Source organism: Proteocatella sp. QWL-06, from assembly GCF_058684135.1.
On the sequence record NZ_CM178755.1, the window covers coordinates 2,285,046 to 2,297,956 of the forward strand.

The following is a 12,911-nucleotide window of genomic DNA, read 5'->3' on the forward strand; positions in this document are numbered from 1 at the left end:
ATATCTATTTCTTTCCAACCATTCTTATATCCAGTGTCCCTTTTTTATATCCTTCCTCTATGAAGGTAATCATGCCTCCGCCCTCTGCAGTTATCTCGCCTTCCGGGGATTTTTTCATGTTGAGGCTGATGGATATATTCGATTCCTCATATAATATGCTCGCCTTGAATACTCCATCCTTATACGTCGCCGTACCGCTTACAGGGTCTGCCGGCTCGGCTTCAAGGTCTTCTCCGGTCTCCTTGTTTACCCCTCCCGAAACTCCGAATATGAGAGTGGCATTCTCCTCATCGATCTTTCTGACATCGAATATGCACTTGAGCTTTGCAACCCTTATCATCTCAGCTATGGCAGGTCCAAGGTCGCACTCTCCTTCTTCTGCGGATTCTTCAGCTGCCGGTGGATTAGGAAAATCAAGGTATACCTCTGACCACGGCCCTGAAATCTCATCCATGGTCGGCTTTGATTCTTTTAGGTTTATGCGGGTCTCAGGGAATGATATCCTGAATGGAATCTCCTTCACTGGCTCATCTGTATCAGGGTCTGCCGAAGGTTCGAACAGGAGCAGCTTGTCCGGCGCCCCTGACTGTATATGTCCAAGCGGCGTGAATACGGTCCTTACCGTACCATCTTCCTTTACCTTACCTGTCCAATTTGGCTTGTACACGTTTTCGGCAAGAGGTGCGAATCTCACCGTGTAGCCTGCATACTCTGAAGTCTCATTTTCCTTGATATTTTCAGTTATGAGGACATCTATTTTCTTGTTGAGATAGTTCTTGAGGCTTATCAGCTCTTTTCTGTATTCTTCCATGAGCTGTGCGGTTATCTTCTGCTCCAGACGATTGAACACGGTCTCCTGCATCGTAGCTACCAGTTCAGCTTTTGCAGCAGCTGAAATTTCTTTCTTAAGCCCTTCGCTGAGGCCTCCACCGCCGGAGAATCCTGTGTTCTGGATCTCTGACTGCCAGAATGCCTGGTCTGCTTCCGGCAGGTTCCAGAACGCATTCGTATATTCATCAATGGCCTGATTTATCTTGTTGCTCACCGCATTTGGATCCTTACTGTCCTTGTTGTCCTGCCATATCCAGTAGAGTTTGCTGTACCATTCTTTGTAGCTCCTCGGATTTTCCTTCTTGTAATATTCCTTGTATGCCTCGTACCAGATTTCCTTCCTTCCATCCCAGGCCTCAGTCGCAAATTTATTCAGCGAATAGTCTATGGCATATACGCCTACAAACGCCAGATTGAGCGCATTTGTTCCCCATTTGCCTACGCTGAAGTATGAAAGATTTTTGGTGAGATTTGTGAACAGGGCCGTGTCATCGCCTCTGCTGAAGTCATATGCAGCCTGAACGAACGCTCCCGCAAGACCTACATTGGTGAATGCATTGCCCAGTCCTTCTGCGAATTCAGATGCGTACATGGTCTGGGTTATCGTAGTGAGCGCTGCTCCGCTTATATTCATCCAGTCTCCGGTTATCCCAAGCCCCAGCTCCATGGCCTTCTGACCCGGAGTCATCTGATTTGACATAGCTTCTTCTATTACCTCATCAAATGACGCTGAGGTTCCCGGAGGCAGCATCGGAAACGAATTTACGCTTATTATCTGCGCAACCCTTGTGTTCGCATTCTTTATGGTATAAGCCGAATAGACTGAAAGGTGGTTCGCCGTTATGACTACCTCTGAGCTCTCCTTGTCGATTTCATATGGAACAGGAGTCCACTCGCCAAGCTCCTCGTCATAATACATTGCTCCGACGTTTTTCTCCGGGCTCCCTGACTCTATAAAGCTCTGGTCAAACGGAATCCTTATCTCTATAAGATCTGTGAATTCTGTGATCTCCGGTGCCTTGATATCATAGGCCGTAACCTTTACTTCTTCAGGCGTGACCTCTTCGCTGAAGAGATTCGGCGGATCTATCTGCTGCACGCTTACCTTCATCTCTGCGTTCACGTCATATGGCGAAAAGGCTATCTTTACGCCTTCGCCTTCGATTACAGGTTCTTCCTCTGAAATGGTGTACTCCCTTAGTTTCCCATTTCCTGACGATCCATCTGGGCTGCAGCCGTACATTAGATTTGCCAGCAGCACTACTGCCAGAAGCAGCGAAATCTTCTTTCTTTTTTTCATATAGTAATCCTCCCCTTGAATTTGTTATACTTATTTTACATTAACTTGTTAGAACTGTACAGTCCATTCTTCTAAGTAAAAATAAAAGCCATTGAATTCTCAATAACTGAAAATCCAATAGCTTCCTTTATATATAGATATTCTTTGTGCAGATTCTTTTAGTTCTTGAACAGCCTTCTTGCAAGCTTGTTTCCGAGGATTCCTCCCACTACCATTACAGCGAGGAATAACCATCCTGAAAGCGAGAAGTTTGCTATAGGTGTATACAGTGCTCCAACATTACATCCGTTTGAAAGTCTTGTTCCAAATCCCATGCTCAGACCACCCATAGCATAGAGAAGTATCTCTCTGAAGGAAATGTTCATCTCTTCAAAGAATGTCTTCTTGAAGATTCCTGCAGTAAGAAGGTATATGCTTGTTCCGACTATTATTCCGAAGTTCTGTACTGATACTGCATTTTCGAAGAAAGGCTGAAGGAATCCGTCCGGCTTCATCTTTCCAAATGCTGCAAGAGAATCCGCTGAAACGCCAGTCATCATGAGCGCCTTTCCAAACCAGATTCCGTATGGAGTAGATGCTCCCCATCCTGACTTTGTAACTCCCATAAGTATGGTAAAGAGGATAGCGATGATAACTGCGCCCTGCTTCATAGTCCACGGCTTTATGAATATCCTGTCATATGGCTTGTCACTTGACTGAGCGTAATCATCTGATGCTGCGACTGCAAGCTGTGCCTGAATTTTTTCCATAGGAGTGCCTATGAATGTCTTGCTTTTCTTACGGCTGTTTTCATATGCATGTGCAGCAGCAACCACTATTGCACAAAATACTGCAGTCAGCACAAGTGCTCCCAGGTAGCCTTCAAGGCCGTCCCATTTGAACAGATCGGGAAGGAAAACTCCGCCCGCCATCTGCTCTCCCACTGGAGAAGTGAACCATGATTCTTTGACCCATGAAGCTGAATTCTGAACAGGGAATCCAAGGAATACTCCCATTCCAAAGAATATCAGTGTGGTAAGCGCTCTTGGCAGTCCTGTTATAAGGTCTGTGAGCACTCCTGATGCACAGCATGATGAAAATGACATACCAAATCCAAACAGGATTCCTCCAAGTATAAGACCCATGTTTATAGGGTTGATCCACAGACCGTAAACAGTCACGTCCTGCTTGAAGAAAAATGCAACGGATGCAAGACATGATATGAAGAACATGAACATAAGCGTTCTCATCAGCTTTGTAGAGCCTGTTCTGTACGCTCTGTTAACGCTGCCTGCAAATCCCATGTAAGCTCTTGTGAGCGTGTATCCAAGTCCACATCCCACCAGCAGCCTGAAAAACAGCATATCTGTCTTAAGCAGGTTCTTTCCCAATATCAGGGCTGCCAGAATGAGGACAAACCCTAAAACTCTCTCTATATTTTTCAATTTCGTCTCCTCCATGTTTCGATGAATTTTATTTTTAGTTGAAGTTGTATTCTGTTACTATCTTGCTTCTGCCTGTTATCTGATCATTGAAATATTCATAGTTGCTGATTCCGAGATAAGAACCTGAAATGTTTATTACGTTCTCATATCCGGAATTTTTCAGTGCCATAAGCGCATTGTAGCTTCTCTGGCTTGAACGGCAGTGAAGATATACAGGAACATCCTTTGGAATTTCTGACATTCTTCCTCTTATTTCGCTTAGCGGAATGTTTACCGCATTTACAAGATGGCCTGCTTCATATTCGTCCTTCTCTCTTACGTCCACTATGAAAGCGTTGTTCTCTACAAGGTCTCTTACTGCTGTAACCGGTACCTGCTCAAATATTCCGTTTAGTATATTGAGGCCTACGAGCGCCGCAAAGTTCACTACGTCTTTTGCAGTTCCGAACATAGGTGAGTAGCACAGCTCAAGCTCTTTAAGATCTTCAAGTGTAGCTCCCATGGTTATCATGGCTGCTATTACGTCTACTCTCTTGTCAACGTTTCCTTTTCCTATAGCCTGCGCACCAAGTATTGTTCCTGTAGGTACTTCAAAAAGCAGTTTGAAGTGCATTGGATTGCTTCCTGGCATAAGTCCTACCTTGTCTCCCGGGATTATATAAACGAAGTCATAGTTTATCCCGGCTGCCTTTGCTGCTTTTTCGTTAAGTCCTGTTGATGCGGCATTCATTTCAAATACCTGAACGCATGATGAACCTATAACTCCTGTATTTCTGCTTCCCATTCCAAAAACATGATTTGCGGCTGCTCTTGCCTGTCTCTGAGCTGGTCCGGCAAGCGCCAGTTTTGTCTGCTTGCGTGTAAGTCTGTGATATACTTCGATAGCATCTCCCACAGCATATATGTTTTTGTCGCTTGTAAGATAATTGTGGTCTACCTTGATTGCTCCTGTTTCTCCTATTTCAAGACCTGCTTCTTTCGCGAGCTTTGTTTCTGGTCTTACACCTATTGCCATAACTACAACCTGCGCATCCAGAACTCTTCCTGAAGCCAGTTCAATGGTTTTGTCTCCTATTTTCTGTATTCCGTCGCTAAGTACAAGGTTTATTCCCTTATCCATCATTTCTTTGTGAAGTATCTGAGCCATATCATAGTCAAAAGGTGCCATAACCTGGTTGAGAGCTTCGACTAAAGTAACTTCATAACCTGCAAGCTCAAGGTTTTCTGCTACTTCCATTCCTATGAATCCGCCGCCTATTACGGTTATTTTTCTGGCATTGTTATCTTTGATATAAGTATTCAGCTTTTCTATATCGACTACATTTCTTACTGTAAATACGTTTTCGTTGTTTATTCCTTCTATTCCAGGAAGGATAGGGTTTGCTCCTGGAGAAAGGAACAGCTTGTCATATGATTCTTTATATTCTTCTCCGTTTTCGAGGTTCTTTACTGTAACCGTTTTTTCTTCACGGTTTATCGCAGTCACTTCGCTTCTTGTCCTTGCTTCTATGTTGTACTGATTTTTGAATACCACCGGATCCATCAGCACAAGGCTCTGGCTGTCTTCAACTATCCCGCTAAGGTGGAATGGCAGTGAACAGTTGGAAAACGAAACATTCGGCCCTTTTTCAAACATGATTATCTCTGCTGTTTCATCCAGTCTTCTTGCTCTTGCTGCTACAGAAGCTCCGCCGGCAACTCCGCCGACAATCAAAATTCTTTTGCTCATTTTAAATTTCCTCCATTATAATTTATTATTCCTATCTTATGAAATTGTGTGTATAAATTAACGATTCATAGCCTGGCAAAATATCTTTACCATCTTCATTTATTATTGTATACTTAAGTCACAAGTTTGTATAATAAATAACTTTTATGTACCATAAGGTATTGTTATGGCATTAATTTAACAAGGATCGGTGAGAAAATTGAATTTAGACTACCTTAAATCATTCTATTATATAGCGCAGTGCAACAGCATATCCAAGGCAAGTGAGATCCTGCACGTTACTCAGCCGGGGCTCAGCATGCAGCTCAAAAGCCTTGAATCAGAGCTTGGATTTTCTCTGATGAGCCGCTCAAACAAGGGTGTGCTCCTTACAACCGAAGGGGAGATAGTATATGATTATGCCAAATCCATATTCACCCTGGAAGAAAACATGTACAACAGCATAAATTCTCTGGAGCAGAAGAAAAACACCCTGTTCATAGCTTCCTGCAAGACATACGGTTCATACCAGCTGGCTTTCAATATATGCGACTTTAAGGATATCCATTCAGGGCTGGACATATGCATGGATACCTACAATACATCCGAAGTCATCGACAAGATCCTGAGCCACGACTACAACATGGGAATAATCAAAGGTCACTGCAGTCCTGAGGCAAAGGAAATGATAGAGGAAGTACCTTTTTATGATGACGAAATAGTTTTATGCATAAATCCTTCGTATTCCAAGGATGAGATAAAAATAAAGGAAGTAAAGAGAATCCCCCTTATAATGAGAGATTCTGATTCCGGGACGTATAAAATGGTAAAGAGATTCCTGGGGAAGAGCGGAATCGATATGTCAGATCTTGACATACTTATAAGAAGCAACTGCACGGAGATCATCAAATCCTCCATCCTCAAGAGCTGCTGCGCAAGCTTTGTTTCGAAAAGCTGTATTCAGAATGAACTGAAAAGCGGTCAGATGAAGATAATAAAAATCTCCGATCTTGATAATTTTGACGATCTGCGTTTTTCATACCACCTGATAAAAAGAAAGCAGTATCAGCTCAATACCTATGAACAGAGCTTTTACGATTTCCTGCTTAAAAATCAGTAAAACTGCCGAATTTAACACTCAATTGGAATTTTACAAAAAATGGTCCCTCAGTGGGACCATTTTCAATATCAGTTTATTCTTTCCACAAAAAATTTCTTCTTAAAAAATGTTGCCTTGTAGTCTATCTTCACGCTATTGGCCAAGATTGTCACATCATGCTTATAATACACCTTTATGTCATCTATCTCGGCAATTATGTCTTCGTCCTCAAGTTCATCCAGAACCAGCCTTATCCTTGGACCCACTCAGCTTTTATCGGCAAGATAAAGCCTGAATCCGGTTTCAGAGCTGGTTCCATATTCCGATCTGAATGCTTCGGCCGCAGCAGAGGTTATCGTTATATTCACGTTTGAACTCCCTTCTCCAATAAGACAGCAAAGACCTGTCAACTGCTTCATATATTGAAAAAATCGTTCTGACTGTTGATTATTCTCAGAATCTCTTCCCTGTCGTTTATATATTGCTCCGAATATCTGATATTTTCGTTGTTGTTTTCTATTATATCATAAGTGTATGATGTGTTGAAATCCTTGATTATGGTCCCTGGCCTGTGGGACAGTATTATTATCTTCGTAGCAAGCTCCAGGGCTTCATCTACGTCATGAGTTATCATAAGGACTGTGTTAGATGTCTTGCTCCATATCGTTCTTATGAGCTTCTGCATATTACTTCTCGTGAAGGCATCCAGTGCCCCAAAAGGCTCATCCATCAGTACAAGCCCCGGCTTGTTTACCAGAGTCCTTGCCAGGGATACTCTCTGCTTCATCCCCCCAGAAAGCTCATAGGGTTTATATTTTTCATATCCAGTCAGCCCCACCAGCTCAAGATGTTTTTTTGTCAGCGCCTCTATCTCACTCTTTGGAAACTTTCTCATCTTAAGGCCGAATCCTATGTTGTCCTCCACGTTCAGCCACGGGTACAGTACGGGGTTCTGAAATACTACCCCTTTATGATAATCCGGTCCATCTATGGCTTCACCTTCCATCAGAGCTTCTCCTGAAGAGGGTTTTATAAATCCTGCCAGGATTTTAAGGAGCGTACTTTTCCCACATCCTGACGGTCCCAGCACACATATGAATTCGCCTTCGCCGATACTCAGGTTTATATCCTGAAGCACATCGGAATTGCCCTTTTCACTGCTATATCTGAAATACAGATCTTTAAGGGATACTACGCTGCCTTCAGGCTTTTTGAGATCTTCGGCCATTAAGATACTCCATTTTCTATATATGATGGATTTACAGCATCTGTAAATGTTTCAAGCTTTGGCTCGGTCATGAGGCTCTTCTGCTCGTATAGAAAGTCCGCTGTATCTTTAAGGTTTTCTGCAAGCGCGCCTTTCTTTTGTGATGTCCCAAAATAATCGGGGCTGAGCTGCTCCTCTGCTGTAAGCCAGATCGATCCCTGTGTCTGCTTGAGCGCTTCCTCTTCTGATATGTTCATAGCCTCCGCGATTGTCTTTACTGCGTCATCTCTGTCTTCATTATAAAGCTTTACCGCTCTGTCCAGCGCTCTGATATATTTTGTCACCATCTCAGGATGTTTTTGCGCAAAATCCCTGCTGACTATCTCCACGTTAGATGTTATTATGCCTTCTGCCGCCAGATCCTGGCTAGTTATTATAGTGCTTCCATCTTTGAGAAGATCAGAAAGTACAGGCTCCCATCCGTATGCCGCGTCTATGTCACCTCTCTGCCACGCTGCATATATATCCGGCATCTGCATGTCCAGAAGTGTCAGCTCAGTTTCAGAAATCCCGCTGAGCTCCAGAGCCTTAAGCAGGCTGTAATGAGCAGTTGTTGCAAATGGAGTTGCAATCTTCTTTCCTTTCAAATCCTGCATGGACTCTATGCCGGATCCGTTTCTGGCAACCAGCCTTTCTGCTTCCCCAAGCACTTCATGCACCCATATTACTTCCGCATCCATTCCATTTGCAATGCCCAGAGTCGCTGAGGCCGATCCCAGCATGGCAAAATCTATGCTTCCTGAAATGAGTGCATTTCTGATGTCACCTGCCTGAAATTCCACTACGTTTACCTTTACTCCGAGCTCTTCTTCAAAATAATTCTTCGCTATGGCTATCTTCTCATCATTGGGTATCTGCTGCGTACCTATATTTACGACTTCCAGAGTATCCGATCCGCCTGCATCCGAAGCCTCAGGTGATTTGCACCCTGCAATCGATGCCGTGATGAGGGCCAGTGTGACTGCCGCCGTAAGTATTTTTTTTAACTTCATGATATTATCTCCTTTTTGCTTTGATTGTATTATATAATCCATCCTTACTGTTATTCTTTCCCTTTCCACGGAACTACCCTTCGCTCTATGAGCTGTATTCCACGGTCCAGCAATATGCCTGTTATTCCCATTACAATTATTCCCAGGAATATTATGTCGCTCCTGAGGTACCTGCTCGCATCGAGCACCATCCATCCTATCCCCGAATTCGCAGCTACCATCTCCGCCGACACCAGCGTCGTGTATGCAACTCCAAGCGATGTCCTAAGTCCAGTAAAAATATCTGGCAGACACGCAGGAAATATTACATGGACGATTACCTGAAACCTTGATGCACCCACCGTAAAAGCGCTGTTTATATAGTCTTCCCTGATTTTTATCACTGCCGACACGCATGATATATATGCCGGTGCAAAGCATGCAAGATACAGCAGCGAGATTTTTGACTCGTTTTCTATCCCCATCCAGAGAACCAGCAGAGTATAGTATGCAAGCGGAGGAAGCGGTCTATAGAATTCTATGATCGGCTCAAAAATCGCTCTGATCCTTGAATTATAGCCGCTCGCAATCCCCAGCGGAACTGCGGTCACACAGGACAGCACAAAGGCAATCACAAGCCTCTTCATGCTCTCTCCCAGATGCTCCAGCAAAGTAAAGTTCTTGTAGCCGTTTTCCATGATTTCAATGAAAGCTGCAAATACTGCCTGCGGAGTCGGGACCAGATTCTGGTCAATCAGTCCGAATTCAGAAACAATAAGCCACAAAAGCAAAATAGAAACCGCAGTCCCCCATGAGAGTATTTTTTCAGTTGCAGTTTTTCTGTACATTTATAATTCCCTTCCAGTATGTGCTCATATGCTCGTTAATTTTATACAATTGTTAATTTTATCTCAATTTAATATACCATATTCTCATTTCATTTCATAATAAGTAAGTCTTATGAAGCATAAAAAATCCTTATGAACATCCAATCTCTGCGGTTCAGCATTGACGCAGAAGCCAGAGCGCCATTCTGTGTTATTGCTATAATACCGCGTTATTGATATAATATTACTGATTCATAAACAGATAAAACTGGAGGTCAAGATGGTCGAAGTGGTAATATGCGTTGGAAGTTCCTGCCATATGAAGGGATCCTACAGAGTTGTCCAGACTTTTAAGGAAATGGCTCAGGAGCATGGTGTTTCGGATAAGATTAATATCAAGGCTTCATTCTGCATGAAGAACTGCGTCAATGGAATTTCCACGAGCGTTGACGGGCAGCTTATTTCTGGTGTGAATATCTCTAATGCTCCAGACAGATTTCTGGAATTCATACTTCCAAAAGCTGTATCTGACAATTCCTGAAAGGAGCCTCCATGTCATATATAAATCTCAACCCTGGCAGCTGCCAGGCCTGTTACAGATGTATAAGGGAATGCCCGGTCAAATCCATTCAGTTCAAGGATGACAAGGCCACCATAATAGAAAGTGAATGCATACTCTGCGGAAAATGCATTGAGGTCTGCCCTCACAAGGCCAAGTTCATACAGAGCGAGCTATATCAGGTTCAGACTCTGATCGCATCAGGAAAGAAAGTCATAGCCTCAGTGGCCCCTTCCTACAAGGCATGGTCAGAATCCGGCTTTGAGAATCTCAGAGACCGCCTCCTCGACCTCGGATTTTCCGATGCTCAGGAAACTGCAGTTGGTGCCAGCATGGTAAACCACGATTACTCACGCATAATCAGAGAGGGCAACATGCCCGTTATCATAACGAGCGCCTGCCCTTCTGTCGTAATGCTGATTGAACGCCATTATCCACGCGTCATCGAGCTCATTGCACCTACGCTGTCACCCATGATGGCACACGCAAAGCTTATCCGGGAAATTCATAAGGATGCTCACGTTGTGTTCATAGGCCCGTGCATAAGCAAGAAATATGAGCCCTCTGACATTCTTCTAAGCGGATATATAGATAATGTGCTTACCTTTGACGAGATAGACAGCTGGATTTCCTCAGAGCTTGCCAGTGGAAGAGGCCGTATGAGGAGCCATATCGATGATCCCGGCTTTTCTGGCTCAGATGTCAGCGGCCTGAGAGATTCCTCAACAAGGATATATCCGCGCTCAAGAGGAGTCATCGATTCGATGGCCGTGACAGAGCCGTTTGCGGATTATCTTCCTGTGGCGATTGACGGTGCAAGGGACTGCATAGACATGTTTGCTTATCTGGACGAATGCCTCAGGACAGGAAACATGCCGCAGGAAAAGCTTTTCATAGAAGCCAACATATGCAAGGGCGCCTGCATGAATGGCCCCATATTCAAGATTGCAAGAAAGCGTACCGTATTTGCGAGCCACCGGCTTTCAAAAACCCCAGAGAAGCACGACAGAGCCGTTTCCGGAGACGAAAGCATATATGCAATAACTCTTGAGAGGCAGTACCTCAACAGGAAACCAGTCGTGAAGCATCCTCAGCCCGATGATATTACCGCGATACTTGCCCAAATGGGCAAGCACAGGCCCGAAGACGAGCTCAACTGCGGAACGTGCGGATACCTTACCTGCAGGAGCAAGGCTGAGGCTGTATTTTACGGAAAGGCTGACATAAAGATGTGCCTTCCTTTCTTCAGGAAGAAAGCAGAGAATTTTTCAAATGTAATCATCGAACATTCTCCAAACGGAATAGTCGCACTTGACAGAGACCATTTCGTGGTTGACATAAACCCTATGGCGGCAAAGATATACAAGGTAGATGAATCTGAGATAATAGGCGGCATAATCCCGGAGCTTTATGACGATGACTCCTTTGACATGGCCCGAGAATCCAAATCTCCGGTAATGCAGAACCTGAAGCTCAAGATACTGGACATGGAGATATATATAGAGAAGACAATGGTATACATCGAAGAGCATGACACCTTTGTCGCCTTCATAAAGGATACCTCCGCAGAAGAGCTCCACAAGGAGCAGATATTGAAGATGAGGATACACACTGCCGATGTCACTCAGAACGTCATCGAGAAGCAGATGCGGGTAGTCCAGGAGATTGCCAGCCTTCTTGGAGAGACCGCCGCTGAAACAAAGCTCGCACTCAACAACCTCAAGGAAACCATAGTTAACGATTAGGAGGCTGCCATGGAAATTTACGTAGATGCCGCATATGAAAGCCTCAACCATCACGGGGAGGAGCTGTGCGGCGACAAGGTGGAGTTCGTGCGCCAGGAAAACAGCTTTGTGGCCGTGCTTGCAGACGGACTCGGAAGCGGAGTAAAAGCCAACATACTTTCGACTCTTACAAGCAAGATCATAGCTACAATGCTCCTTGGCGGCGCAAGGCTGACAGACGCCATAGAGACCATAGCCGGAACGCTTCCTGTGTGCAGGGAGAGAGACATAGCCTACTCCACCTTCACCATAATAAGGGTAATGCCCGATGGGATGTGCACTGTTGCCGAGTTTGATAATCCTCTCGTGACGCTTTTTCGCAAAAACCAGATCCTGGATCTGGAGAGAGTCCCCATGTCCATAGATGACAAAACAGTATATCACTCATCCTTCAAGGCAGAAAACGGAGACATGCTCGTAGGCTTCAGCGATGGGGTCGTCCATGCCGGCGTAGGAAAACTGCTTGACCTTGGGTGGCAATATGATAATATAGTAAAGTTCGTGAGTGAAAATATAAGCCATGACATATCCCCTGTTGAAATGTGCAGCCGGATCCTCAACGCGGTGGATGCCCTTTACATGGGAGAGATCGGAGATGACTCCACGGTATGCGCGATCAGGTTCAAAGAAAGCAATCCTGTTACCATAATGATAGGCCCTCCAATAAATCCGGAGCTTGATCCGATCGTAGTTGATAAGCTTGTGCAAAGCAGGGGTATAAAGGTAGTGTGCGGCGGAACTACATCTCAGATCGTAAGCACCCATACCGGAGAGCAGCTCTCAGTAACCCTTAACTACGAGAACCCCGGCATACCGCCTGCCGCTCATATAAAAGGCATCGACCTTGTAACAGAGGGCGTTCTCACGATCGGAAAGACACTTGACATGTTAAAGAGATTCCCATACATGGACCGCTCTGAAAAGGTCATCGCGCTTTCAAAAAAAGATGCAGCCTCAAGGCTTGTACGGATTCTCCTCGAAGAATCCACCGAGGTCAGATTCCTGGTCGGAAGGGCTATAAATCCTGCCCATCAGAACCCTGAGATGCCGATATCCCTCGGACTCAAGCTCAACCTCATAAAAGAGATGAAGGCAGAGCTTGAAAAAATCGGCAAGATAGTTAATATTGAGTATTTTTAAA

11 protein-coding genes are annotated in these 12,911 nt (G+C 44.5%); 4 read left to right on the forward strand and 7 right to left on the reverse strand.

Features of this window, described 5'->3' with window-relative positions:
- Window positions 1-4: 4 nt before the first annotated feature.
- The 3 genes from AC4PGZ_RS10955 to AC4PGZ_RS10965 all read right to left on the reverse strand — a co-directional run bounded on the left by AC4PGZ_RS10955 (window position 5) and on the right by AC4PGZ_RS10965 (window position 5,284).
- Window positions 5-2,131: a hypothetical protein gene (locus tag AC4PGZ_RS10955; protein WP_492158660.1), complete on the reverse strand. Its 2,127-nt coding sequence runs from the start codon at window positions 2,129-2,131 to the stop codon at window positions 5-7.
- A 158-nt stretch (window positions 2,132-2,289) separates the two neighbouring features.
- The gene (locus tag AC4PGZ_RS10960; RefSeq protein WP_492158661.1) at window positions 2,290-3,555 is read right to left on the reverse strand and encodes a YeeE/YedE family protein; all 1,266 of its coding nucleotides are present in this window, start codon (window positions 3,553-3,555) and stop codon (window positions 2,290-2,292) included.
- A 34-nt stretch (window positions 3,556-3,589) separates the two neighbouring features.
- Window positions 3,590-5,284, reverse strand: coding sequence for an FAD-dependent oxidoreductase (locus tag AC4PGZ_RS10965; RefSeq protein ID WP_492158662.1), 1,695 nt, complete (start codon window positions 5,282-5,284; stop codon window positions 3,590-3,592).
- A gap of 199 nt (window positions 5,285-5,483) precedes the next feature.
- On the opposite strand from AC4PGZ_RS10965, the gene AC4PGZ_RS10970 reads away from it, so the two are divergent.
- The gene (locus tag AC4PGZ_RS10970) at window positions 5,484-6,383 is read left to right on the forward strand and encodes a LysR substrate-binding domain-containing protein (protein WP_492158663.1); all 900 of its coding nucleotides are present in this window, start codon (window positions 5,484-5,486) and stop codon (window positions 6,381-6,383) included.
- Between the two features lie 68 nt (window positions 6,384-6,451).
- On the opposite strand, the gene AC4PGZ_RS10975 is transcribed toward AC4PGZ_RS10970, so the two are convergent.
- The 4 genes from AC4PGZ_RS10975 to AC4PGZ_RS10990 form a co-directional block, all read right to left on the reverse strand.
- Window positions 6,452-6,628 (reverse strand): hypothetical protein, encoded by a 177-nt coding sequence (locus AC4PGZ_RS10975; RefSeq protein ID WP_492158664.1) that lies wholly within the window; start codon window positions 6,626-6,628, stop codon window positions 6,452-6,454.
- 149 nt (window positions 6,629-6,777) lie between these two features.
- Window positions 6,778-7,590: an ABC transporter ATP-binding protein gene (locus AC4PGZ_RS10980; protein ID WP_492158665.1), complete on the reverse strand. Its 813-nt coding sequence runs from the start codon at window positions 7,588-7,590 to the stop codon at window positions 6,778-6,780.
- A complete protein-coding gene (locus AC4PGZ_RS10985; RefSeq protein WP_492158666.1) occupies window positions 7,590-8,621 on the reverse strand; it encodes a taurine ABC transporter substrate-binding protein in 1,032 nt (343 codons plus the stop codon). Before AC4PGZ_RS10985 ends, AC4PGZ_RS10980 begins: the two co-directional genes overlap by 1 nt.
- Window positions 8,622-8,671: 50 nt before the next feature.
- Window positions 8,672-9,448, reverse strand: coding sequence for an ABC transporter permease (locus AC4PGZ_RS10990; protein WP_492158667.1), 777 nt, complete (start codon window positions 9,446-9,448; stop codon window positions 8,672-8,674).
- Window positions 9,449-9,707: 259 nt separating this feature from the next.
- Here AC4PGZ_RS10990 and AC4PGZ_RS10995 point away from each other — a divergent pair, with 259 nt between their 5' ends.
- Genes AC4PGZ_RS10995 through AC4PGZ_RS11005 form a run of 3 tightly spaced genes read left to right on the forward strand, consistent with a single transcriptional unit; the run spans window position 9,708 to window position 12,910 of the window.
- The gene (locus tag AC4PGZ_RS10995; protein ID WP_492158668.1) at window positions 9,708-9,968 is read left to right on the forward strand and encodes a (2Fe-2S) ferredoxin domain-containing protein; all 261 of its coding nucleotides are present in this window, start codon (window positions 9,708-9,710) and stop codon (window positions 9,966-9,968) included.
- Window positions 9,969-9,979: 11 nt separating this feature from the next.
- Complete coding sequence (locus tag AC4PGZ_RS11000; protein WP_492158669.1) at window positions 9,980-11,731, forward strand: [Fe-Fe] hydrogenase large subunit C-terminal domain-containing protein; 1,752 nt, start codon at window positions 9,980-9,982, stop codon at window positions 11,729-11,731.
- 9 nt (window positions 11,732-11,740) lie between these two features.
- Entirely contained in the window at window positions 11,741-12,910 is a 1,170-nt protein-coding gene (locus tag AC4PGZ_RS11005; protein WP_492158670.1) for a SpoIIE family protein phosphatase, read from the forward strand.
- Window position 12,911 lies beyond the last annotated feature (1 nt).